This is a genomic window from Sporomusa sphaeroides DSM 2875 (genome assembly GCF_001941975.2).
In the GTDB taxonomy this organism is placed as follows: domain Bacteria; phylum Bacillota; class Negativicutes; order Sporomusales; family Sporomusaceae; genus Sporomusa; species Sporomusa sphaeroides.
Map to the genome: position 1 here is coordinate 737,163 of NZ_CP146991.1, position 24,489 is coordinate 761,651.

Here is a 24,489-nt window from a genome sequence, read left to right on the forward strand (position 1 = left end):
CCTTCCTGAATTTCAGGAAGGGGCTTTTGCATGTTATAGCTGCTTTAATTATTGGGATTTGCCCTTTAACCGGATCCTGGCCTGGAATCATAAGTTGTAAAATCAGTTTATCATTGAGTACTAACCGGCAGGCCGGAATTCTGGGCTGGTCTTAAACAGCTTGCGCCAATAACCGTCAACAAGGAGTTGACGGTTATTGGCACATCAGGAGATTCTTCCGCAAGGTGATTAACCGCTTCCGGCTGTTACCGCGATAACCGGCAGATGTAAGGAATGGAGTGAACACACATTACTGATGAAGAAAGTTATACATAGCAAAAAGTGCCGGCAGATGCTGGGGATTGTGGTGGTGGCAGCAGTTTTGGCCGGTGCCCTGTTCTTCTGGAAAAGCCATAGCAGTCAGGGAAATACGGCAAAAGCCGGCGCAGTCAAGCCGCTGGTAGCGGTAGAGACAATCCGGCGGCAGGATATGTTTTCAAGGATTATCTTAAGCGGGCAAACGGTGGCGGCGGCGCAGGTCGATATTGCGCCCAAGTACGCGGGGCATATTACCCGGGTTGCCGTAGAGTTAGGCCAGCAAGTAACAGCCGGACAAATACTTGTTGCGCAGGATTTGGAGGATATCGATCTGGCGATCGCCCAGACAACAGCCGCTATCCGGCAGGCCGGAGCGGACAGTATCGAAATCAAAGCCGCATTTGCTGCCGATTATCAAAAAGCCGAGGCCGATTATGAGCGGAATCTTGCTAATTACCGGCGGTATGAAGCCTTGTACAATATGGGGGCCATTTCCCGGGAAACGCTGGATACGGCCAAACAGCAAATAGTCAATGCAAAAGCAGCTCTGGACGTACTAAAGGAACAGTCGATGCCAAGTGGCGTTCCGGCGGTTTTAGAAAGCAAACAGGCAGCGCTGGCTAAAGCCAAATACGGCCTGGAAGCCTTGGAGAAACAGCGGGAAGACCGGCTGCTGCGGGCACCGCGGGACGGTATTATCGGCTACCGGCAGGTGGAAGCAGGAGCCTTTGTGCAGGCCGGGCAAAAGCTGCTGACGGTTGTTGATAATAGCAGCAGCTATGTTGATTGCCTTGTTTCCGAGCAGAATGCAGCGCAAATCCGGAGCGGCATGCAGGTAATGGTTGCCATTGATTCACTGGGGCAGGAGTATCCTGGCAGCATTATTTATATCAGTCCGGCAGCAGATGCCCAAACCCGGCTCTTTACTGTCAGGCTGGCGTTAACCCTGGCAGATGTTGCCGTCAAAAGCGGTATGTTCGCCCATGCCGGTATTGCCGGGCTGCTTAGAGAGCAGACTTTGTTTGTGGCAAAAACCGCGGTTACAGAAAAAAACGGCAAGCAGTATGTATTTGTCATTGATGACAAAAATCAGGCCGAACAGCGCCTGGTAACAACCGGACAACGCAATGATGAAACTGTAGAACTGCTTACAGGCATTCACGCAGGGGAGCGGGTGGCCGTCAGTAATGTATCCCGGCTTAAACCGGGGATGGCTGTTGAGGTGGATACGCACATATGAATATCACCCGTTTTTCTATTCAACGTCCTGTCGGCATAACCATGATTGTCATGCTGTTTGTTGTGCTGGGGCTATACAGCTTTTTTCGTATCGGTGTGGAGCTGCTGCCGGCCCTGAACAGTCCCTATTTTTCCATAGCTGTTGAATATCCCGGCGCCAGCGTGGAAGAGGTTGAGGAAATGGTGGTCAAACCACTGGAACAGGAATTGGTTTCCTTATCGCATTTAAAGCGGATTCTCGCCATTGCCAAGCCGGAACGGGCTACGATCGTCCTGGAATTTGACTATATGGCCAATGGCGATATTGCCTCTATCGACGCTTCCAAGGCCATCAACCGGGTGCGGAAAAAACTGCCGGAGGATGTAGAGGAACCGGTGATAAGCCGGCGGGATGCCAACGCTGTGCCGGTTATGGAAATTGCGGTAAAGGCAAAATATCCATTGTCTGATATCTATGGCAAAGCCGATCACATTTTCAAAGAGCGGCTCCAACGGGCCGGCGGTGTATCCGATGTGGCTGTCGGCGGCGGTCGCGACCGGGAAATCGCCGTACTGGTTGACCGCGATAAACTAGCCTTATATAATTTGTCGCTAAACCAGATTGCCGAGCGCATTAAAGGCGATAACCTGCTTTTGCCTGCCGGTTCCGTATATTCGGAAACACAGGAAAGTGATGTGCGTTTGGCCGCCCGCTACCAGTCTGCCGAAGAAATCAAGCGGGTATATCTTGCCAATACCGGTGGGGGTGCCGTACCCTTAACCGAGATTGCCGAGGTGAGCGGGCAGGACAGCCGCGCCACCCGCTATGGCAGGGTAAATGGCGATGATGCCATTACCCTGCAGGTATACAAAAACAGTGATGCCAATATTGTCAATACCGTTAAGCAGGTGCAGCATGAACTGGCGGCACTGCAGGACGAATATCCGGAGTATCAGTTTATTGTAGTAACCAATGACGCCAATTATATTGACAACGCCTTGCATAATACCCTTATTGCCCTGTTTGAGGGCATAATGACTACCGGACTGGTATTATTTTTATTTCTTCGCGGCTGGCGGTCAACGGTTGCCGTCATGATTGCCATCCCGACATCGCTGATTTCCACCTTTTTGGTTATGTATGCGGCAGGCTTTACCTTTAACATGATGTCCCTGATGGGCATGGCATTGTGCATCGGGATATTAGTGGATGATGCCATTGTTGTCCTGGAGAACATCCATAGACACCTGCAGCTGGGCAAACCGCCGGCCGTCGCTGCCGAAGAGGGGCGCAACGAAATCGGCACAGCGGCCATCGCCATTACCCTGTGTGATGTGGTGGTATTCTTACCCATCGCCTTTATGACCGACATGACCGGGCAGTATTTTCGCCAATTTGGGTTAACCATTGTATTTGCCACATTGTTTTCACTGTTCATTTCCTTTACTTTAACCCCGATGCTGGCTGCACGGCTGTTTTCCACCGGGGCAGCCCCGGTTAGCGGAAGGATCTGGACTTTTATGGACAGCCTGGAAAAAACCGCTGTTGACAAGTATGAAAAGCTGCTGCGCCGGAGCCTGGCTCATGGCAGGCAAGTGATTGCCGGTGTACTTATTTTGCTGGTTAGTACTGTTGCCCTGATTCCTCTCGGGGTAATCGGAGCCGAATATATGCCGCGAACAGATGAAAGCAACTTCCGGGTCAGTGTCGAATTGCCTGTGGGACAGAACCTGGAAATGACCGATGCGGTGATCAGTCAATTGGAGCAGTATATCCTGACAATTCCGGAAGTGACCTACTGCCTGAGCAATGTCGGCGGCAGCAGCAGCAACTGGGGCAGGATGACCGTACAGCTTGTAGGGAAAAGGGAACGGGACCGCAGTATTTGGGAAATTACCGATGATGTCAGAAACTTTGCCCGCCGTCAGCTTGCTCACGCTTCGGTGCGGGTTTATGAAACCGAGTCGTCGGTGGCCGGTATTTCGACAGGCGGTGCCGAGATACACTCCCCGGTCTTAATTTATCTTTTAGGGTCAGATATGGACGACTTAGTCAGGGCCTCCAATCAGCTGCAGGCCACTCTGGCTAACATCGAGGGCACCAAAGAGATCCGCAGCAACTACCGGGTAGGGGTTCCCGAATTTAAGCTGACAGTTGACCGGGAAAAACTGAAATTCTTTACTACCTCGGTACAGGACGTTAAGGAGGCTTTTGCTGGCGCGATTAACGGCAAAAAGGCCGGAGTGCTGCCCAATGACAGCAGCAACAACGGGCGTGACACCGATATTGTCGTCCGGCTAAAGGGCAGCGAATACTTTAAACCCTCTGATCTGACCAATATTCCGGTTAAAGCCGATGGCAAAATGGTATTTCTGGGCGATGTGGCCCGGATTGAAGAGGGGGTAGGCCCTGTTGGCATTACCCGGCTGAATAAGCAGCGCTCCCTTATTGTGCAGGCCAATATAACTGACCGCCCCTTAAACGAGGTGCTGCAGGAACTGGACAGCCTGCTTAAACAGGAAGCCTTGCCGGAAGGCGTGACCTACCGCTTTGGCGGACAGGCGGCCGAGATGGACAGCAGCTACGGAGAAATTATCCAGGCATTGGTTTTGTCTCTCCTGCTGGTGTATATGCTGCTGGCTGTGCTCTATGAATCGGCCTTTACGCCGGTTATCCGGATGTTATCACTGCCGTTGGGCCTAATCGGAAGCCTGCTGTTTTTGCTTTTTACCAATAATACCATTAATGTCTATTCCCTTGTCGGCTTTTTAGTCATGGACGGACTGGTGGCCAAGAACGGCACTTTGCTGCTGGATTACACACTGACACTGATGGGGCGGGGCATGAGCGCCTATGAAGCATTGGTGGAAGCAGGCAAAACCCGTTTAAGGCCCATCTGTATGACTACTCTGACCATGGTGGTCGGTATGCTGCCCACTGCCCTGGCCCTGAGTGAAGGCGCCGAAACCAGGGTGAGTATGGCCTGGGTGCTTATTGGCGGCTTGCTCTCATCCACCGTATTTACCTTATTTGTTATCCCGATAGTTTTCCTGTTTTTTGACCGCCATCCTGTGCGGACTTGGTTTCAGTAATCGCTTGTTGTTGGCTGCAACCGTAATAATTTGTATTTTTATGGTATAATAGCCATAGAAAATCAACCAGAATTAATACCATCTAAAACAACAAGGGAGAGGATTTCATGGAAATCTTGCGGTCCGTTTGTCCATATGATTGCCCTGACACCTGTGGCTTGCTTATCTATAAAGAGGGTGAAACGGTTGTCAAAGTTCAGGGTGATCCGGAACATTCGTTTACACGCGGGACACTTTGTCCTAAAATGGCCCATTATGAAAGAACCGTCTATTCAAAGCGGCGGCTTTTAACGCCATTGCTGCGGTCCGGTCCCAAGGGCAGCGGTGCCTTCACGCCGGTTTCCTGGGAGGAAGCCATTGGCCTCATTGCTGATAAATGGAAGGGCATTATTGCCCAATATGGGGCGGAGGCAATATTACCCTACTCTTACGCCGGAACCATGGGACTGGTTCAGCGTAATGCCGGTCATCCCTTTTTCTATAGCCTGGGCGCATCCCGGCTGGAGCGGACTATCTGTTCGCCGGCCAAAGACTATGGCTGGAAAGCGGTAATGGGGCAAACCATAGCGCCACACCCCGGCGAACTGCAGGCCAGTGATTTGATCATTTTGTGGGGTATCAGCGCTCTGGCGACAGATATTCATATTGTGCATGATATCAATATCGCCAAAGCCAAGGGCGCTAAAGTATGGCTGATTGATACTTATGAAACGCCTACTGCGAAAATTTCCGATCAGGTCATACTGGTTCGTCCGGGTAGCGATGGGGCTTTGGCACTGGGCATGCTGCATGTCATTGCGCGCGACAAGCTGGCAGATCAGCATTTTATCAGGCAATACGTCCAGGGGTATGAGGAACTGGCAGCAACGGTGCTGCCTCAGTATACACCGGCAGCAGTCAGTAAAATAACCGGAATTGCTGCCGGTACAATCGAGGAGCTGGCAAGACAGTACGCTGCGGCAGAGGCTCCGTTTATCAGAATGGGGAGCGGTTTATCCCGCTATGGCAATGGAGCAATGACTGTACGGATTCTCACCTGTTTGCCTGCAGTGTGTGGTGCGTGGAAAAAAAACGGTGGCGGCGTATTGACCGGAACCACTACGGCAGGTGCCTTTGACAGCAAGTTAATCACCCGTGAAGATTTGCAGAAAAGTGCAACGCGGCTGATCAACATGAATGAATTGGGACATGCCCTGAATGAAGTAAAAGCGCCGCCGGTAATGGGGCTGTATGTGTACAGCTCCAATCCGGCGATAACAGCTCCTGATCAAAACCGGGTCCTGCAGGGCTTGGCCCGGGAAGAACTCTTTACCGTGGTACATGAACGGTTCCTGACAGATACGGCTAACTACGCGGATGTTGTATTACCGGCGACCACTTCCCTTGAGCATAGTGATCTATACCGTGCTTACGGGCATTATGTCGTGCAGCGCGCTTTCAAGGTAATTAACGCGGTAGGGCAGTCAAAATCCAATTGGGAGGTATTCTGTCTCCTGGCTGCGGCGATGGGAATCGATGAGCCGTTCTTTCAGCAGACCGAGGATGCCCTGATTGACAGTATTCTGGCCAAGCCCACTTCCTGGCTGCAGCAAACCGAAATGGAAAAACTGCGGCAAGGATATCCGGTGGATTTGCCGCTGCCTGATGAGTATAAGCTGCAATTTCAAACACCGTCAGGGAAGATTGAAATAATAAATCCCCGGGAAGAAGACCCTTTGCCCAAATACTTCGAGCCCTATGGCGACAAAGCCGAATTTTGGCTGGTTAATTCGCCCGATGCCCGGATACTGGATTCCTCCTTTAATGAGCGGGAGGACTTGACGAAAAACAATACCATGATTTTGCAAATGAACCCGGGAGATGCCGCTCAAAAAGGCTTAAAAGACGGTCAGCTTGTTGTCGCTTGGAACGAACGCGGCAAAGCGGTTTTTACGCTGAAAACCAGCGCGAAAGTACCGGCAGCTGTTGTTGTGACCGAAGGCGTGTGGTGGCTTGAGCATGCCGTAGGCGACCGTTCGGTCAATGTGCTGACATCCCAAAGACTTACAGATAAGGCGAAGGGAAGTACTTTTTATGATGTAAAAGTAAATGTTATCGCCCACACGGATAGTTGTCATATTGAGGGCAGATGAAAGGAGCCTTATATGAAAAAACGAATATTGCTTGCTGTGTGCCTGCTCCTGCTTGCGGCCGTTTCCGTGCAGGCGGAGGAACCGCCTGCCAATCCGCCGCTGGACTGGGAGATCAGCGTCCGGCCTAAACCCAGTGAAGAGGAGATCGAGCGGCAGCGTTGGCTGCACGTATTTAGCAATGACATTGGTACGTTTGTCTTTGACCATAAATCCCTTAAGGTTGATGAAGCCGATAACAACCTGGTTCATGTCCTGACCAAAACCATCTTTACCGATCCGAAACTTATTGGCAGCTTAAACGACAAATATCAGGAAAAATTGACAGCAGCGGACAAAGTTGCCTACAGCGAAATCTGGATGGCCTTTAAGACCAGGGATAAAACCTATGCAGTTACCGGGATAAAAGTGGTCAGCGAACAGGGAACCGTGTTGGAAGAACGTCAGCAAACCGCAAAGTTCGCCCCTGTTCCCGTAAAGACTTTCGCCGACTCTATGTACGAAATTGTCAAAAATTATGTGCGGAATAATTAGAACTGACACCACTTGCCGGCAGTAATACCTGGCACAGTATTGCTCAAAGTTTCCATAAGAACTTTGTCGAATTTAGTAGGATAAAAACTTTCGACAAAGTTATCCATTTATGATAAAATTTAGAAAACAGACAACTAAATAAAAAATAAATATTTCCAGGTACAGGTGTCCGCAAGGACATAATAGAGAAACCGGTTAAAAGCCGGTGCGGTCCCGCCACTGTAATGGGGAGCGAATCCATGATATGCCACTGAGACGATGGTCTTGGGAAGGTTTGGAGGAGTGATGATCCTAAGCCAGGAGAACTGCCTGTACAACAATCACCGTTGACCTGCGAGAGATGGGAAGGGGATTTGGCTGCATGTTTTTTTTGCATGTAGTTCCGGCTGTTTGCCGGAATCTAAGAAGCCCCTGTCGGTTATTCGCAGGAGGCTTCTTTCTTTTTATTAACTCATACTCCTACTAACTGAAAGTCGGTGAATCGAGTGTACCATTGCCGCCGGTATCGTACTACCTTCTTCACCTTCCTGCTGCTGCTCTTCCTGCTGCCCTGGCTTGCTCAGGCCTCCCCGGCACCGCCGGCAGTCCTGCCGGATATGGCTGTTGACCGGCAGGCTGCGGTAAGCATTGGCGGTTCGCCGGAAAATGAATCCGGAACAACCCCCGGGATTACCGGCCAGGCAGGGCTTGCCACCGCCTCCGGTCTGGAACCGGGCGCTGCGCCGGAAGCCGGCCTGCAGCCTGCGCCCGAACCTGAACCTGATCTTCAGGGACCGCTGGTGGTACAGCTCAACTATCTAAAGGTCGATCAGGCCAGACCGCTGCTGAGTGTCCTGGTTCCGGAAGAAGACATTAAAACCGATCCGCTGCGAAATACCCTGGTGATTATGAGCACTCCCGACATATACAGACAAGTGGAGCAGCTGTTGGCAAAAATTGATACACCGCCGCAGCAGGTTATGTTTGAAGTGCAGGTACTGGAGATTAACCGCGATGATTTATCCAACCTCGGAGTTGACTGGGGGGCTAAGACCCTGCTGCCTTCCGAACGGCTTTACGACCATTCAAAATTCTGGATTACTACCGGCAGGTATGGCACAAATCTTCAGGGGATCATCAACCATTTAGTCGAAAAGAAAAAAGGCCGGCTGCTGGCAAGCCCGCGAATCGCTACTTTAGACGGGGTAAGGGCGCAAATCCTTATCGGGGACAAGCTGGCTGTCGAAAGTTCGCAGCCTACCACCGGCAGCATGCCCATTATTTCTGTCATCTATGTCGAGGTGGGGATTAAATTAAGCGTTACCCCAACGGTGAACAAAAATGGGTTCATCACTACTCATATTCAGCCGGAAGTGAGCAACAAGACCGATACCACCAAGAACGGCAACCCCAATATCCGCACCCGTCAGGCCGACGCCACCCTAAGGGTTAAAAGCGGGGCAACCATTGTACTGGGCGGCTTAATTCAACGCCAGGAAACCAGCAGTACCTTCAAGGTTCCGGTGCTAGGGCAGCTGCCGCTGGTGGGAAAGCTTTTCCACTCAACCGAAAAGCAAGTTACTGAGACCGAACTGGTGATTATGCTGACCCCGAAAATTATCGGTGACGACCTCTTGGCCGCCAACGTTCAGGAATAGGCTGCCGGTGTACCTCCGGTTGGCACTGTTTCTCGCATACGGCAAACAGCCTGTAGCTTTGGGAGTGATATCTGTTATGCGTATACTGCTGAAGGCGATTAGCCTGGGCCTGTTAATCCTGTTGTTGAACCTGCCGTTAACCCAGACTCATTCTGCCGCCACGGTGAATCAGCCTGTTTCCGGCGTTGCTTTGATGCCGCCAATGGTTCAGTTATCCGGTCATGTCACGCTCATAAATTGTTATGCGCCCTCCAATAGCTGTTATGCGGTTATTGAACTTCGCGAGCCGCCCGGAAAAGCCATTGTGGTCAGAACGTCCGAGCAAAAGCTGCAAAGCCTGCTGGAAACCGCTCTGGCGACAGGCAAGCTGATCTCCTTTGTCGGGCAAAACGTTATGATTGCGTCACCTCCCCGCGGCGGTACCTGGAATATGGAGGTATACGCCATTGACGAAATCACATTATATAACAAAACTTTGTAACCGACTTGCCACAATAGTTTTTTCAAGGAGAACCGATGAAACAAAGCGTATGCTGGATCATGCTTTTGCTTGCCTTGCTATTCGCACAGCCGGTTGCGGCGATAGCTGCGCCGGATATTGTCAGGCAGTGGGCGCCGGTCGTCTGCCAGTCTGATCACAGCGATGGCCTGGCAGCAAAGCAAAATGTATTTACCTTAGTGAATTATGACCTTGACTGGCGGCTCAATAATAATTGGTACAACCTGTACTTTTACCCGCTGGCGCATGCCATGTACTATTCTGTGGTGGAAAGCGATACCCATTATTATCTTGGCTATTATCAATACTATCCGCGCCATGGCCGCGGCCATGAACATGCCATGACCGGTGTGCTGCTTGCCGTAAGGAAACTGTCGGATAACACCTGCGCTCTTGATTTGCTGGTGACCTACAGTAACGGTAAATGGAAAACCCGGGATGGTGGGCGAGTGTTCCTGGCAGACGGGCACCCGGTATTGCAGCTTCGCGCCGGAACTCACGCCATTGCCGCCGCCGGCAAAAACAGCCGGTTGCTGCGGAAAAAGAATATGCAGGTGTTGAGTCCGGCCGGCAGTCGGCTGGGCAGCGACCACCAAGCCGGGTCGGGACATACGGACTATGTTCTGCTGCCCCTGACAGTCTTGTGGGAGCGCCGCCAGGATATTGGACAAGGCCGTGTTTTCTCCCGCTGGGGTTATTTCGACAGCTTTAATGCGGTTAGGGTTTCAGCCCCCTGGGCCTGGGAGTATCGCCGGCTTAACTGGCTGCTGAATCCCGGTGAGCTGACCCTGTATTTTACCGGCCAGCCTGTCAAAGCCTGCAACTACCTGAACCATCCGTATCAAGCCGGTACAGGCAGCAAATAAATTATTATTTTGCCAAGCGGTTAAACAACAAAACTATATAGCGGTACAGGTGCCCTTCGGGGCTTAATAGGGAAGTCCGGTGCAAAGCCGGCGCGGTCCCGCCACTGTAATGGGGAGTGAACCCAAGGATATGCCACTGGGACGAGGAGTCCTGGGAAGGTTTGGGCGAGCGATGAGCCAGAGTCAGGAGAACTGCCTGTACAACAATCACCGTTGACCTGCGAGCGATGGGTAGGGGATTATCTGGGCAGTCTGTTTCATAGGCTGGTTATGGCAGCTTGCTGTAATAACACTGTGGATAATGGATTTCTCATATAGTCAACACTCTGTGAACCCGGAGCGGTTGGCCTTATGAGAAATCCATTTTTTATTGTAAAAATGGAATTTGGTACGAGGAAGCATCACAAAAAATGAGTACAGGTGCCCTGCGGGGCTTAATAGGGAAGTCCGGTGCAAAACCGGCGCGGTCCCGCCACTGTAACACGGAGTCAGCCCTTACCATGCCACTGGAAACACTTTCGGGAAGGCTGGGCGGATGATGAACTGGAGCCAGGAGACCTGCCTGTACGGAAAGTCTTCGTTTGACCTGCGAGCGACAGGGAGAAGATAGGGAAAATCACTAGAGAAAGGAGACAGAGGACACAACAACACTGTAAACAAGCCAATATTTCCGGAAATTTTGGCAAGAGCACTATTGGTAAAAAGGAGAGAGTGTTCGTTGAAACAAGGCAAATTAAGCAAAAAAGCCCTGGCGCTTGGCGTCTGCTGTACGCTGGCCCTGGGCATGGCTCCGGGGCTTCCGACCCCTGGTTCCAGCGGCATCGTTCATGCGGCCGAGGCCGGCGGCGAGCCGTCACAGGAAACACAGGACACTGTGGCGGCAGACCCCGGGCAGGCGCAGGAATATGCCCTGGAAGCCATCACCGTTGAAGCAAAACGCCCTGACTGGGAATCCAAGCTGTCGCCAGGCACGGTGACCATCATCCGGCCTGATGATTACAAGGGCGAACAGAAGACACTGCCCGAACTGCTGAAAGATGTGCCTGGCGTCCATGTCCGTTATGTGTCCGGCAAAGGGCAGTATACCACCGTTACCGTTCGGGGCAGTACGGCGGCCCAGGTGGGGGTATTCGTGGATGGTGTATTGTCCAACCTCGGCGGGGATGCGGCTGTCGATATTTCGACAATTCCCATCAGCAATGTCGAGCGGATCGAGGTCTACCGCGGCTATATCCCGGCCCGGTTTGGCGGCACCTATATGGGCGGGGTTATCAATATCGTCACCAAGAAGCCCGACAAAGCTAATATCTCGGCCCAAATCGGCAAAAGCTCCTGGGGCGGCACTACCGCCGGCCTGGAGATCACCCAGCCGCTGGGGAAGGGCAGCCTGATGATCGGCATCAACCGCGATGAGAGCGACGGGGATTTCCGGTATAAGAATCCCGGATCGGATGCGGCCTATGCAAGATTTATGCCGGGGGTACAGGCGGATTTGGCAAATCACATTAATAACTTAAACTCTGATTTACACAGAGCGGGTATTGATTTTTCTACGGCGGAGGAAGCCATTGCGGCATTTAACAATCCTGCTGTATATGATACGCTTCAAACCACATATACAGACAATTATTGGAAAATATTTCCTCCATTTTTTGGCTTTACTAGTAAGGCGGATGCGATAATGAAACCTCCTCCTTTTGGTTGGGGGGGGAATGAAGACGCATATAATGCCGCGGCGAAAGCAGCGTTAAATGGTTCTAAAAACTCGTTTCTTCATTCAACCGCAGCTTCGATAAAACAGAAGAACGAGCTTTCTGAGAATGCCACCCGCTGGCGCCGCAATAACGACTATAAAAATACTGACGCCATTATCAAATGGCAGGACGACCACTGGCTGGTCAAGGGTAGTTGGAAAAAAATTGACCGGGGGCTACCAACACCCATGTACCTTACCGGGGATATCTCGGAATCTGGTTACTCAGGTGTTGATATGCCAGGCTTGTTCGAGCGGAAGCGGCAGGAACTGACCAGTAAGGATTTGCTGGTAGGCCGGCGCGATATGGACGGCAGTCTGGAATGGGGCTGGCAGTTCAACTATCTTGATCAGGATAAGCGCTACAGCAATCCGGATCATGCACTGGAGAACGGAGGGGAAAGGGCACTTGGCAAATGGAGTTCTTATGATTCCCGGCGGTTTGGCGGGGCCATTGACGGCACCTATAAGGCTGGTGACAACCATATGCTTGAGTTCCTGGCTAACTGGTCTAAGGAGAAAATGGATATTGACGGCAACCGGATGGACAAAAAGGACTTTGAAGATGGTATTACCAATGGTGAACGGTTTCGGACATATTATGAGCATACGCTGTTTAATCTCCAATTGCAGGATACCATTACCCTTAACCAGACCGCCGACTTCTGGCTAACCCCCAGCATTCGCTACAATTATTCTAAGGTCATGGGCAAGGCGATCAGACAATCTAATTTGAGCTGGATGAAACCGGAGGATTCTCAGGTCAGTGATAAGGTCACCTGGCAGTTGGCAGTGAAAAAACAGGTGGATGACCATCTGACCCTGCGCTCTACTTATGGCACCTACTACCGGCTGCTCAACCTGTATGAGATTGCCGGCGATGGCGCTGGTATTATACCTCGTCCTAATGATCCTGCCAGATACCCTGGACAAAGTATATTTCCGGTACCCGAGGAGGGAACCCAGTGGGATTTGTCGGCCATTTGGGACGGCAAGCTGCTGGGTGCCGACTCCTCCAGGGTGCAGTTAACCTATTTCGGCCGCGATTCGAAGAATATACTTCAACTTTACCGTTTCGGTTTGAATTTCTGGTCTTATACCAATGCGACCAAGGGACGGGCCAATGGTGTAGAACTGCAAGGCGATTTCCACTGGGACAAATGGGATATGAATCTGGCAGGTACCTATCTGCATACCAAGCAACATGACAAATTTAATAAACCTGATTCGCATACCGGCGATACTTATTTCGGTATGCCGCACCTCTACGCTCCGGAATGGGAAGGCTCAATGCGTCTGACCTACCGCCCCGACAACCGGCTGGCGATTTTCGGCGAACTAAAATATATTGACGAGATGTATTGCTGGCAGCAGCAACCGGAGCATGTACAAAGCTCCCTGACCACCGTCGGCCTAGGAGCTAAGTATAAAATTGATAAAGATTGCCAAATTATTGCCGGTGTCAACGATCTCTTTAACAAAGGGCCGGAGCAGACATTTACCAGTATAACCTATATACCGGGGGAAAAGCAGGACAAACTCATCGAATATCCTTTGCAGGGCCGTACCTATTATGTAACGCTGCAGTACAAGTATTAGAAAGCAGCCTGTGGCAGTAAAGGAGGTGATGCCCGCATTTCAGGCAGGCAAGATCAATCTGGCAGGAAGGGAGTGATGGCGGGAAAGTAAGCTGGGTACCTCGGGATTTTTCACATAGGAAAATTTTTAAAAAAGTGAGGTTATGAATGATGAAGATGAAATTTGGTTTTCTCAAACGGGCTGTCGTAGCAGCCCTGACGCTGTCCGTGCTTGGCAGCTCAGCCGCGCTGGCCGCCACGGAAAACTTATTCGGCTACACGGTGGTTAATTCCAGCTATTCACAAGGTCTGGCCGGCGCCATCAATGGCGACCGGACCGCTGCCCCCACCACTTTTACATCCAGCACCAAGGTCACCGGCTTAAACAGCGATCCGGCGCTGTTCAACTTCTTCCGGGGTACGGAGAGCCAGCTGGTGTTGCGTCAGTATAATGTGTACTCTCCGGCAACTTTGATCGATAACAAAATCATTGATCCGTTTGCTTCTTCCTGGACGCCTTCACTTGCCGAAAAGAAATGGGATGCTGTGCGCAACCTGCATGCGGCAGCCACCAAGGGTAATTTCCTCTACGCTACTGGCTATGATCTGGGAAAAATTTCGGTTGTCAATATGAGTAGCGGTTATACGCAAATAAAAAGCTATCAGTTCCCGACTGACTGGTCAGCTATTTCTTTGCCGACCGGAGCTTCGGTTCACGGTGAAGGTTTAACTGTGGTTGGTGACTATTTGTATGCGCTGTTTACCGTAAATCCGAGCGGCGGTTATTCGGTGTATTCCGACAGTATCGTTGTAAAATTATACATTGACAGTTCAACTGGCGATTTGTATTACATGGGTCACATCGCTGTTGGCAAAAACGCTTTCACCCTCGACCATTATAACAACAAGCTCTATGTTTGCGCCCTGGGCGGCATGCAGAACGCCGGTAGCTCTAACGCCGACACCCGTCTGGACATCATTGACCTGTCTACCTTCACTAAGACTACCGTTAACAAGACTACTTCCATGACCGGTGATTTCCGTGATATTACCATCGTTGACGCCAATACTGCCTATGTTTTCCTCGGCAACTATGATACCTATTTTACCAATATGGTCGGCGGCGTGTACCGCACCAGTGTCGCCAACCTTGCCACCCCTTCCGCCTGGACTAAGGTTAGTAACGTAAACTCGGGCGGCTATCTCTGGGGCATTTATGCTGACAGCAACCGTTTCTGGTTTGTCAAAGGCAATCAGATCGACATCTATCCCGGCCTGCCTGCCAGCACCTCTGATACATCTACCAAAACCTTCACTCCTGGCGATCTGGGCTACACCGGCGGTAACCTGAACTCCGCGATTATCCTTGCTCCGGATCAACCCTCCGGTTTTGCTGCCAAGAGCGCTTCCGGCGTGGCTAAATCCTTCGCTTCCCAGTCTGTCCTGGCACAACAAGCCCGCAAAGCAGCTGAAGAAGCCAAGACCGGTCTGAAAACCGTAAACGGCCAAAGAATCCTGAGCTTCAACTAATCACAAAACATGTAATTCATCATCTACATTATACTCCAAATTAAATTAGCTATGACTTTTAACCGAAAAAGTACTGCCACAATCCCCTTGTCTTGGCTATCCGTTCGCCCCGGAGCCCCAAGACAAGGGGATTTTTCCTGGGACAAGGGGACAGGTTCCTTGTCCCACTTGATCTATCTATTCTACTTGTAGATACTCCAGTCATCTTAGTTAATTGCCTTGTTGTGATAATGCTTTGTACGCCGGCTAATAGATTTTTCGCTTAGCAGTTAAGGGATTTCCTTGGTATATCTTTACAATAAATAGTTTATATGCTAAACTATTTGCGGGAGGTCGGAAATATGTGCTCATCATCGGAAAGCTGTGATCCCAAACAGGGAAGTGCTCGTATCGGGCGGCTTATTATGCAGCTCAAGCGTCTGGAGCGGCACCCGCACCAGTTCGGTGCCGCAGGCTGTTTAACGCCCAGCGAAATTCATACCGTTGATGCGATAGGGATTAACGGTCGGATTTTGATGAGTGAACTGGCGGCACACCTAGGCGTTACTAAGGGGGCGGTGACTCAGCTTATCAGCCGGCTGGAGGCTAAAGATTGTGTTCAGCGCACGCCGCACACCACCGACAACCGGGCGACGCTGGTTTCACTGACCGCAAAGGGCCGACAGGCGTATCTGGCGCATGAGCAGTTAAACCGGCAATTTTATGATAAGCTCAGTGCCCAATTGACGGCTCAGGAAATAGCCATTTTTGAAAAATGCATTGATACGTTTTGTGAAGTACTAAAAAAGTGAATTCGGTTCAGTGCGGTTGGCACGTCGGGCTAGGCAGGAGTGTCGCCGCTAATATGGATTTTTTTTGCCGATATAGTTTAGATGCTAAACTATATCGTAATCGTTAACTGCATAATAGGAACAGGTGCCCTTTGGGGCTTAATAGGGAAGTCCGGTTGAAAGCCGGCGCGGTCCCGCCACTGTAACGGGGAGTAAACCCAGGATATGCCACTGGAAGGAAAATTCCGGGAAGGTCTGGGTGCATGATGAGCCGGAGCCAGGAGAACTGCCTGTTTTACAATCACCGTTTGACCCGCGAGCGATGGGGAGGAGATTAGCAAGCAGGGGCTTTCCGTTCCAAGGAACAATGCCGCCTGGTTGCAGCAGATCTTCTCCCGGCAATTTGCCGGGAGATTTTTATATATTATAAGGAGGTTATATGTATGAAAAATCCAGGCCAGAATCCGGGGATGCTCTACCGGATGACGCAGCAGTTCAAGGAGGCCCAGTTGTTATTTGCCGGTATAGAACTTGACGTCTTTTCGTATTTGCAGGAAGAAGCGGAAGCCGGTGTGGTCGCCGCGCAGACCGGATATGATGCCCGCAATCTCGCTTTGTTTTTAAACAGTCTGGCGGCAATCGACCTGCTCAAAAAGAACGGGGAGTATTTTCAGAATACCCCGGTGGCCGAGGCGTTTCTAAACAGGAACAGTTCCTTTTACCTGGGCGAATATCTGGTTTTTTGGAATGAGATGACCAGCCTGCACCGGGTGGCAGAGCAGGTGCGTATGGGGCCTGACGCCGGTACTCAGCAGCATAATCAGGGCGGCAGGGTTTATAATTTCCGGGAGCTGGCCCGGTTATCGGCCACAGAAATATATACCGGACGGGTGCAATCGTTTTTGCAGGCCATCCGGGGCGTATTTTTGCCGGATAGCGCCTTGCGGCTGCTGGATCTGGGCGGTGGTTCCGGCATGATGGCGATAGAATGCGCCGCGTATTTCCCGCAGGCATCGGGGGTAATTTTTGAGCATCCCCTGGTTGCCGACATCCCGGAACAGTTTGTCAAGGAGCGGGGGCTGGCGGACCGCTTAGCGGTTTGGCGCGGGGATTTTACGACAGATGACATCGGGACAGGCTATGACCTGATTATTGCTTCCGGCGTTCTGGATTTTGCCAGCGCCGATTTGCCGGGAATGGCCGCCCGGATTGCGCGGGCGCTAAAGCCTCATGGTTATTTGTATCTGGTCAGCCACCAGGTCAGCGCGGATTTCCTTACGCCCAAGGAGTCGATTGTCAATTGGCTGTCAAGCCATCTGGACGGGCTGAATCTGCTGCAGAGCCGGCAGAGTATTGACGCCGCGCTGGCTGCCGCCGGTCTGACAAAAATGAGCCAGCAAGCGCAGGCGGGTGTGATCTCCGGGTTGGTCGGCGAGCTGTATCATTTTGCCTAAATGACGGGTAATGACACAAGACAGGTTTGGAGGGATTGTATTGTTTAAGGAACGCAAGGTTATTCCGGCACTGCTGGCAACGTGGCTGATTGCGGCGCAGGCTTTTGCCGCCACCGGCGAAGAGATCGGGGCAGCGCCGGCTTTTGTCCTGGAGGAAATGGTGGTTACGGCCACTAAGACACCGGTAGCGGTGCGGGAGGTTTCGGCTGATGTTGCCGTTATCACCCAAGAAGAGATTAAGGCTCAAAACGCCCGCACGCTGCGGGATATCATCGGTTCGGCAGCCGGTGTGGGCATTATGCGGGCGAATGGACGGGCGGCGTTGTCCATTCGCGGCTTTGATTCCCGCTATTCTATGATCCTGATGGACGGCAGGAGAATTCCGGCCGAGCCGGATGCCAATTATGAACTGGACCGGATTTCACTGGATAATGTGGAGCGAATTGAAATTGTCAGAGGGCCGGTTACATCGCTCTATGGCGCCGACGCCCTCGGGGGCGTTGTCAACATCATAACCAAAGCATCGACGCAGAAAGCTTGGCATTTGGATCTGGATCAGGGATTGTGGACAGATAAGGGCGACCGGCAGGGACGCTATGCGTTTTCCTACGATTCAGGCCGGCAGAATAAGCTGAGTGTTTTTCTTGCCGGCAATTATACAGATACCGCTGAGTCGCTTAAAAGTGACGGAACTACCTTTTTGCCCTTTGGCAAACGCAGGAATATTTCCGGCCGGGTGGATTATTTTCCCCGTGACGGGGAGTTGATTTCCCTGAGTGCCTCGTACATGGAGGAAAAACAGGAGGAATATGCTTCGATGCTGTCGATGGTGGGGACTTTGGCCACAGCAGTCCGGGACGACAACAACCGCACATATTACGGCGTCAGCTACAAAAAAACACTGACAGGCGGTGAGTTGTTTGTCAATGCCTATCAGACCATCTGGGACAAGTACAACGATACCGTCAACCGCAGCAACGGCCTGTATGTGAATTCGGTTTACGGCTATTACCGGATATCGGGAATCGAGGCCAGGGTCAGTAAAACGGCGGGGCCTGACCACCGCCTGACTATCGGCGGTGAGTTCCGGCCGGAACTGTACCGCGGGACCGGTATCCGGACAGGCCGGGGTACTTTCACCAAAACCTTTCATGGCAAAACCTATCAGGGCTCGGAGGTAAAAACCGATTATTCGGCGCTGTATGTGCAGGATGAGTGGGATATGGCTCCCAAGCTGTCTGTGACGACAGCCGCCCGCTATGACGGCAGCGACCGGTTCGCGGATAAGGTGAGCCCCAAGCTGGGCTTAACCTACAGGCCGGAGCCTGGCTGGCGCGTCAAAGCAAATACCGGCAAAGGCTACCGTGTCCCTTCCCCGAATCAATTGTTTCTGGATTTAAATGTAGTCCGCAACGGCGCGCTGGTCAAGCTTGCCGGTAACAGCGACCTGAAGCCGGAAAGCTCTACTTTTTACGATTTGGCTGTTGAACGGGACTGGGGCCAGGCAACCGGCAAGCTGACCTTCTTTTCCAGCAAGGTCAGGGATATGATTGACGAGGCGTGGGTCAGCGCCGCCCATATTGAGTATCAGAATATCGGCAGGGCCAGCCTGCGCGGGCTGGAAGGCGAAATCACTTGTCCGCTCACTGACAGGCTGAGCTGGTCGGGAAACTATACTTATCTGGACGCCGGCAATGATCTGACCGGCACCCGGTTGTTCAACCGGGCGCGCCACAAGGTATCCTCCCGTTTTTCCTACCGGCCGGCGCCGGATTTAAGTGCCAGCATCTGGGTAGATGCTTACCGGGATTATTTGTTTCAGCAAAGCTCGGGCAGCGGGGTGAATAAATCGTTTGCTGTTTGGAATATGAATGTTACAAAAAAAATTAACGAGAACCAAACGATAGCGGTGGGGGTGGAGAACCTTTTCAATCATCAGGATGAGGAGCTTTCACTGCCGGGTACCTTTGTCCATATGAATGTCAGGTTTACCCTGTGACCGGCTGGCGAGGAAAGGAGCGACATATGATTGCCAGGGGGTCTTTGCTGCTGGCGCTTATGATCCTGCTGCAGTCGCTGCGGCTGCTGGTGCCGGTGCCGCCCTTTGTATCCATGTTTGTCATCGGCAGTGCGGTTAATGCCTGCCTATTGCTAGCTGCCGAGACCGCCGGGCTGAGAGCCGGATTCATTATCGCCTGTCTGGCGCCGGTTGTCGCCTATTTTCAGCAGGCCTTGCCTCTGCCGGTCTTTATTTTGCCGGTGGCTGTCACTAATATTGTTTATATTCTGCTATATGAAGCCGGCCGGAAACACCATTTGTGGCTGGCAGTACTGCTGGCGTCTGTGGGGCGGATGGCTGCTTTATATTTTTCTGCCACCTGGATTTTCAGTTTTATTTCCCTGCCGGCCGGACAGGCCTTTTTTCTCAAGACTGCAATGAGCTGGCCGCAGTTGGTTACCGGTCTTGCCGGAGGTGTTCTGTGTCATTGGCTGTATAAACGCCTGCCAGCAGCCGGTAAAGTAAGATAAAACAATTAGTGGGACAAGGGACAGGTCCCTTGTCCCACTTCAACTATATCATGTGAGATATGGAGACTGTGTTTATGTATTTGTTGTGAAACAACGACTTTTAAAGAATAGCTTGACTATATGACCGCTATATAGAGTAAAGTAGACAGAAAAGCTATATTTTAAGGGGTGAAAATAATGAATACGGAAAGAAAGCATCCTAAGTATCAAATTCCTAATGAACCGCATGCCAAGCATCGTTATGAAAGTGCACTAAAGCATGTTCAACTGGCGCGAGAAGCCGGGAAAAATTCGGAAGAAATTCATGAGATTTTTCGCAAAGTAATGAATTTCGACTCTAAAAATATCGAAAACATTTCTCAAGATGAGGCACACAAAAAATACCGCACCGCAGTGATTCATGCCCGGAAGGCGTTAGAAAATGGCAAAAATCCTGAAGAAGCTCATGAAATTTACCGGAATATTCTCTCGGGAAATACGGCAGGAAAATGTCATCACAAAGTTGATTAACTGGTGGTAAGCTTATGCCAGGCTATGAAAGCTATGAGTCCGGGAAGGTTTAGGCAATGATGATCCAGTTCAAGGAGCATGAAATGCCTGAGTATACCCTAAATGATGGAAAAGGCGGAATTGAGCTTAGTTAAAGAAACTGAGCCCAATTCCGCCTTTTGTTTTAGCAGGTGGTGTACTCCACCTGAAAAGAGATTTGATTGATATATGTTTTTGTATCAGTAGTAAGCCAGTGGTTTTTCAGCGGGAAAACATATACATTACTGACAATCTGCAAGGCATTGCGTTGCACAAAATCGAGGATTTCCTTATATACGGAAGCTACTTGTTGGTAATAAGTTCCTTGGAAGCGTATGGTGAGATATAATCCCTCCGGACGGATAAAGCAGTGCTTCTTAGGAATGGAATGAGAAACAGGCGTAAAATATTGTATTGTTTTATTAAATTTTTCTGCAAAAAAATCATCTTTATCTATGATCCAGCCGGTAGTAAATTCCTTGAAGTGTTTTTTGGAGAAGGCGGTTTGATTATGTTTGGACAGAAGCCTGAACCGTTCCCGCAAAGACATGGTTTCGGTTAAAGGTTCACTGACAAATAGAATTTTTTCTTTTTGAAAGTTTACTTGAATTTGATTGAACCGGGTTTTGCGTATTTTTTCTATTGTTTGTAAAGACAAATGTAAGCTCTTTTTAATGTTTAGCGTATCTTCTATAATTTTATCACATTCTTTTTCTTTCGCCAGTAATATCTGTTCGAAATTATCAACATTGCGATCTTGCAGATAATTCTTTATGCCCTGAATGGAAATATTTAATTTCCTCATATTTAGAATAATTTCCAGCAAGAGATATTGAGAAACCGAGTAATAGCGATAGCCGTTTTCGCTGACATAGGCTGGAACTAATAGTCCGTGTTTGTCGTAATAAAGCAAGGTTTGCTTGGGAATAGCATAGAGAGAGGCCAATTCACCGGCGGTAATATAGTTTTCTTTGTTAATTGTCATATGTTGTATTCTCCTACGCTTATTACATATAGGAATCCAGGTGCATAAAACAATGGTTGAACCTAAAACCTTCTTTTATCCCCATTATTAATGATGAATTGGGTTTGTGTCAAGAAAGGTTAGTTTTTATTTAGGATAAAAGCTAGCTCCTCTTATGTCGGGATAACAAAAGTGGTCAGGCCTGGGAAAAAAGACTTGACTATATGACCGGTATATAGTTTACCCTTATAATCCAGAGTAAATTTTGACATATATCTTCTAAAAACGACGATTTTTGATAATGTTTGCTAAAATGGTGAAGTGAAGTTGTATATTGAGTTAAGTGTTCTTCTCTGATGTGAATTGAATATTGCTAGACAGGTGCCCTGTAAAGGGCTTAATAGGGAAGTCCGGTGCAAGACCGGCGCGGTCCCGCCACTGTAATGGGGAGCAAACCAAAATACCACTGGGATGAGAGTCCTGGGAAGGTTTGGGAGAGCTATGATCCAGAGCCAGGAGAACTGCCTGTCTAAAGATCGCCGTTTTACCCACGAGTGATGGGGAGGAGATTACAGTTACACTAGCTTATTTGGAATATATTCCAGGTGAGTTTTGTTGTTTTGCTGAATTTGCTCCTGGTTCTAGACCAGGAGTTTTTATTTGGCTGTTGCTGTAGAATCCTCCCGGCTGTCATGGCCGGGAGTTTTTTATTTTATTATGAAAGGAAGAATGAGGATGAAAAAGAAAAGCGTTCTGAAAAAGCGTATGTTAGTCACGGCCATCATTACCGGCTTATGCTGTGGGGGAGGGCCGGCAGCTTTGGCTGCCGGTGCAGTGGAGGATTTTACCCTTGATTCGATAATTGTAACGGCTACCCGTTCTGAAAAACCTGATGTTGAGGTTCCGGCTTCTACTACCATTTTGACGAATCAAGATTTAAAAAATACCGGTGCTGAGAATATACAAATGGCTTTGCAAAAAATTTCCGGTTTTTCCTACAGTACTTATGGACCTAACGGAAATCCTTATTCTACTATGTCCAATCCAATTATTATCCGCGGCGTAAGTAATGGCACATTGGTCTTAGTAAATGGAGTCCCGATTAATATGTCCGGCAGCTACTATCTGGATTCCATTCCGGTGGAAAATGTTGAACGGGTGGAAATTGTAAAAGGTGGTGGCGCGGTTTTATATGGCAGTGAAGCCATGGGCGGCGTTATCAATATTATTATGAAAAAGCAATTTGATAATACGATATCGACAGGTTTTGGCAATTATGGCCAGCAAAATCACAATGCAACCTTTAATATGGGAAAATTGAATCTGAGCTACAGTAAGACAAGATGGGGCAGTTTGGATAAAATTCAAATTACTAACAGTGCTGCAGGGGACAGAACGACTACCTTTAGGGGTTCTGATAAAGACAGTGTATCAGTAGAATATAATTTTAATGATAAGTTATCGCTTTCGTATAACTATATGGACAATGAAAATGGATATCAGACCTGGTTTGGCGATAACTGGAAGAAATTATTGGATGCGCAAGCAGGCGATTTACAAAATGATAAAACCTATACAAACAAGTATAATATAGCACAGCTTAGATATAGTGATGAAAATCTAAAAGCCAGTTTGTATTATAATCACAATAAGCCTACTTCAAGAGGGTTTGCTAATTATAATAGTTCTGGAAAACTGAGTCCCGCGCCTGATAAAGTCGATCAAAAGGATAGAACTTACGGGATTGACGCCCAGAAACATTGGCAGATAAATGACAGGGTCAATACTATTTTTGGATTTACATATAAAAATGAATATTTTAATCAGATTAAACACATCGTTGGGACTAAAACAGAGCAGGAAAGAAAGGTTTATGGTATTTACGGACAATGGGAACAAAAACTCAGTGATGCGAACTCTTTCATCTTAAGTGCCCGTGAAACCTGGACTGCCGGTGCTGCCCAAGATGCAAATTACAACAATTTCAGCACATCCGGACAATTTATTCACAAATTAGGTGAAAAGGATAATATATACGCCAGTATTGGCCAGTCGTTTATTTTGCCTACCTTTAAGCAAATATACGGCAGCGCCTACAATCTGTTGCCGGCACCGGAATTAAAGCCGCAAACCGGTGTTAATTATGAGCTCGGCTGGAAGAAGATAGATGGTGGTCATAGGTGGAAGGCGGCGGTGTATCATATTGATATTACCGATAATATTACTGCGACCTGGGACTCGACAACAGGAATATCAAAATATACGAATGAAGATTTTAAGAACACCGGCGTTGAGTTAACCTGTGATATAAGCGGGGAAAATAGCTGGTCATATAGCTGGGGGATTAATTATGGCAATCCTCAAACAAAAGCTAAAGGCAATGATCCGAGAGTGAAAAAATACTGGGACAGACAATATGGACGTCTGCAATTGACAGGAGGAGTAACTTATCAAAAGGATAAATGGAGTACAAGCTTGAATGGAACTTATTTAACAGAACGTGTTGCCGCAACAGCTACTGCGCATTCTCAAAAAATGAAGCCATATTTACTGACTAGCTTGAGCACCACTTACAAAATGGATGAAAACAATGAAGCTTCTTTGACTGTAGACAATCTGTTGGATAGAAACGATATTGTAAACCACACGGGAACGAATTATTATGCAACCCCATTAAATTTCTTACTAACTTTTAAACATAAATATTAAATTTAAAAGCAAATAGCCGGCATATGTCGGCTATTTGCTATGCGGATATAATCGAACCAACCTGACGGGAAAACTCCCAGGTTGGCTGCCTTAGCATTTAACTTCATCCCTTATATGGTGATGGCAGGCGGAATCGGCAGAATTTACTTGACAATCCTTGACAAAGGGTGATAGATTATAATTAGTTTCAATAGAATTGAATATAGTTAAGTCAGGTGCCCTGTAGAGGGCTTAATAGGGAAGTCCGGTGCAATACCGGCGCGGTCCCGCCACTGTAATGGGGAGCAAACCCGAAGATATACCACTGGGACGAGAGTCTTGGGAAGGTTTGGGCGAGCTATGATCCAGAGCCAGGAGAACTGCCTGTCTGAAGATCGCCGTTTTACCCACGAGTGATGGGGA

General features: G+C 49.4%; 16 protein-coding genes and 6 riboswitches. Of the genes, 15 read left to right on the forward strand and 1 reads right to left on the reverse strand.

Features of this window, described 5'->3' with window-relative positions; genetic code table 11:
* Positions 1 to 295 precede the first annotated feature (295 nt).
* The 14 genes from SPSPH_RS03335 (at position 296) to SPSPH_RS03400 (ending at position 20,396) form a co-directional block, all read left to right on the forward strand.
* Positions 296 to 1,537, forward strand: coding sequence for an efflux RND transporter periplasmic adaptor subunit (locus SPSPH_RS03335; RefSeq protein ID WP_083945371.1), 1,242 nt, complete (start codon positions 296 to 298; stop codon positions 1,535 to 1,537).
* Positions 1,534 to 4,608 carry an efflux RND transporter permease subunit gene (locus SPSPH_RS03340; protein WP_075753240.1) on the forward strand — a complete coding sequence of 1,025 codons (3,075 nt, stop codon included), beginning with the start codon at positions 1,534 to 1,536 and terminating at the stop codon, positions 4,606 to 4,608. Before SPSPH_RS03335 ends, SPSPH_RS03340 begins: the two co-directional genes overlap by 4 nt.
* A gap of 107 nt (positions 4,609 to 4,715) precedes the next feature.
* Positions 4,716 to 6,740: a molybdopterin-dependent oxidoreductase gene (locus SPSPH_RS03345; RefSeq protein WP_075753242.1), complete on the forward strand. Its 2,025-nt coding sequence runs from the start codon at positions 4,716 to 4,718 to the stop codon at positions 6,738 to 6,740.
* Between the two features lie 12 nt (positions 6,741 to 6,752).
* A complete protein-coding gene (locus SPSPH_RS03350) occupies positions 6,753 to 7,271 on the forward strand; it encodes a hypothetical protein (protein WP_075753244.1) in 519 nt (172 codons plus the stop codon).
* A 146-nt stretch (positions 7,272 to 7,417) separates the two neighbouring features.
* Positions 7,418 to 7,598: riboswitch (cobalamin riboswitch) on the forward strand.
* 158 nt (positions 7,599 to 7,756) lie between these two features.
* Positions 7,757 to 8,908: a type II secretion system protein GspD gene (locus SPSPH_RS03355; RefSeq protein ID WP_075753246.1), complete on the forward strand. Its 1,152-nt coding sequence runs from the start codon at positions 7,757 to 7,759 to the stop codon at positions 8,906 to 8,908.
* Positions 8,909 to 8,984: 76 nt separating this feature from the next.
* The gene (locus SPSPH_RS03360; RefSeq protein WP_075753248.1) at positions 8,985 to 9,389 is read left to right on the forward strand and encodes a hypothetical protein; all 405 of its coding nucleotides are present in this window, start codon (positions 8,985 to 8,987) and stop codon (positions 9,387 to 9,389) included.
* A 35-nt stretch (positions 9,390 to 9,424) separates the two neighbouring features.
* Positions 9,425 to 10,273 (forward strand): hypothetical protein, encoded by an 849-nt coding sequence (locus SPSPH_RS03365; RefSeq protein WP_075753250.1) that lies wholly within the window; start codon positions 9,425 to 9,427, stop codon positions 10,271 to 10,273.
* Positions 10,274 to 10,303: 30 nt separating this feature from the next.
* Positions 10,304 to 10,487: riboswitch (cobalamin riboswitch) on the forward strand.
* 187 nt (positions 10,488 to 10,674) lie between these two features.
* Positions 10,675 to 10,853: riboswitch (cobalamin riboswitch) on the forward strand.
* 204 nt (positions 10,854 to 11,057) lie between these two features.
* The gene (locus tag SPSPH_RS03370; RefSeq protein ID WP_083945508.1) at positions 11,058 to 13,625 is read left to right on the forward strand and encodes a TonB-dependent receptor; all 2,568 of its coding nucleotides are present in this window, start codon (positions 11,058 to 11,060) and stop codon (positions 13,623 to 13,625) included.
* A gap of 146 nt (positions 13,626 to 13,771) precedes the next feature.
* Positions 13,772 to 15,133, forward strand: a complete 1,362-nt coding sequence (locus SPSPH_RS03375) for a hypothetical protein (RefSeq protein WP_233138639.1) — start codon at positions 13,772 to 13,774, stop codon at positions 15,131 to 15,133.
* A gap of 341 nt (positions 15,134 to 15,474) precedes the next feature.
* Positions 15,475 to 15,924, forward strand: a complete 450-nt coding sequence (locus tag SPSPH_RS03380; RefSeq protein WP_075753254.1) for a MarR family winged helix-turn-helix transcriptional regulator — start codon at positions 15,475 to 15,477, stop codon at positions 15,922 to 15,924.
* Positions 15,925 to 16,029: 105 nt separating this feature from the next.
* Positions 16,030 to 16,211, forward strand: a riboswitch (cobalamin riboswitch).
* A gap of 135 nt (positions 16,212 to 16,346) precedes the next feature.
* Positions 16,347 to 17,357 (forward strand): methyltransferase, encoded by a 1,011-nt coding sequence (locus tag SPSPH_RS03385; RefSeq protein ID WP_075753256.1) that lies wholly within the window; start codon positions 16,347 to 16,349, stop codon positions 17,355 to 17,357.
* A 40-nt stretch (positions 17,358 to 17,397) separates the two neighbouring features.
* Positions 17,398 to 19,356, forward strand: a complete 1,959-nt coding sequence (locus SPSPH_RS03390; RefSeq protein WP_233138641.1) for a TonB-dependent receptor plug domain-containing protein — start codon at positions 17,398 to 17,400, stop codon at positions 19,354 to 19,356.
* A gap of 26 nt (positions 19,357 to 19,382) precedes the next feature.
* Complete coding sequence (locus SPSPH_RS03395; RefSeq protein WP_075753260.1) at positions 19,383 to 19,886, forward strand: ECF transporter S component; 504 nt, start codon at positions 19,383 to 19,385, stop codon at positions 19,884 to 19,886.
* A 177-nt stretch (positions 19,887 to 20,063) separates the two neighbouring features.
* Positions 20,064 to 20,396, forward strand: a complete 333-nt coding sequence (locus SPSPH_RS03400) for a hypothetical protein (protein ID WP_075753263.1) — start codon at positions 20,064 to 20,066, stop codon at positions 20,394 to 20,396.
* A 163-nt stretch (positions 20,397 to 20,559) separates the two neighbouring features.
* On the opposite strand, the gene SPSPH_RS03405 is transcribed toward SPSPH_RS03400, so the two are convergent.
* The gene (locus SPSPH_RS03405) at positions 20,560 to 21,399 is read right to left on the reverse strand and encodes a MerR family transcriptional regulator (protein WP_075753265.1); all 840 of its coding nucleotides are present in this window, start codon (positions 21,397 to 21,399) and stop codon (positions 20,560 to 20,562) included.
* 341 nt (positions 21,400 to 21,740) lie between these two features.
* Positions 21,741 to 21,921: riboswitch (cobalamin riboswitch) on the forward strand.
* Positions 21,922 to 22,038: 117 nt separating this feature from the next.
* Here SPSPH_RS03405 and SPSPH_RS03410 point away from each other — a divergent pair.
* Positions 22,039 to 24,087: a TonB-dependent receptor plug domain-containing protein gene (locus SPSPH_RS03410; RefSeq protein WP_109298147.1), complete on the forward strand. Its 2,049-nt coding sequence runs from the start codon at positions 22,039 to 22,041 to the stop codon at positions 24,085 to 24,087.
* 196 nt (positions 24,088 to 24,283) lie between these two features.
* Positions 24,284 to 24,468: riboswitch (cobalamin riboswitch) on the forward strand.
* Positions 24,469 to 24,489: the final 21 nt, after the last annotated feature.

Excerpts from the sequence above, each read along its gene's own strand:
- SPSPH_RS03350 (WP_075753244.1), top strand. The coding sequence starts at position 6,753 with ATGAAAAAACGAATATTGCTTGCTGTGTGCCTGCTCCTGCTTGCGGCC.
- SPSPH_RS03335 (WP_083945371.1), top strand. The coding sequence starts at position 296 with ATGAAGAAAGTTATACATAGCAAAAAGTGCCGGCAGATGCTGGGGATT.
- SPSPH_RS03400 (WP_075753263.1), top strand. The coding sequence starts at position 20,064 with ATGAATACGGAAAGAAAGCATCCTAAGTATCAAATTCCTAATGAACCG.
- SPSPH_RS03360 (WP_075753248.1), top strand. The coding sequence starts at position 8,985 with ATGCGTATACTGCTGAAGGCGATTAGCCTGGGCCTGTTAATCCTGTTG.
- SPSPH_RS03375 (WP_233138639.1), top strand. The coding sequence starts at position 13,772 with ATGATGAAGATGAAATTTGGTTTTCTCAAACGGGCTGTCGTAGCAGCC.
- SPSPH_RS03395 (WP_075753260.1), top strand. The coding sequence starts at position 19,383 with ATGATTGCCAGGGGGTCTTTGCTGCTGGCGCTTATGATCCTGCTGCAG.
- SPSPH_RS03365 (WP_075753250.1), top strand. The coding sequence starts at position 9,425 with ATGAAACAAAGCGTATGCTGGATCATGCTTTTGCTTGCCTTGCTATTC.
- SPSPH_RS03405 (WP_075753265.1), bottom strand. The coding sequence starts at position 21,399 with ATGACAATTAACAAAGAAAACTATATTACCGCCGGTGAATTGGCCTCT.
- SPSPH_RS03340 (WP_075753240.1), top strand. The coding sequence starts at position 1,534 with ATGAATATCACCCGTTTTTCTATTCAACGTCCTGTCGGCATAACCATG.
- SPSPH_RS03370 (WP_083945508.1), top strand. The coding sequence starts at position 11,058 with ATGGCTCCGGGGCTTCCGACCCCTGGTTCCAGCGGCATCGTTCATGCG.
- SPSPH_RS03380 (WP_075753254.1), top strand. The coding sequence starts at position 15,475 with ATGTGCTCATCATCGGAAAGCTGTGATCCCAAACAGGGAAGTGCTCGT.
- SPSPH_RS03345 (WP_075753242.1), top strand. The coding sequence starts at position 4,716 with ATGGAAATCTTGCGGTCCGTTTGTCCATATGATTGCCCTGACACCTGT.
- SPSPH_RS03385 (WP_075753256.1), top strand. The coding sequence starts at position 16,347 with ATGAAAAATCCAGGCCAGAATCCGGGGATGCTCTACCGGATGACGCAG.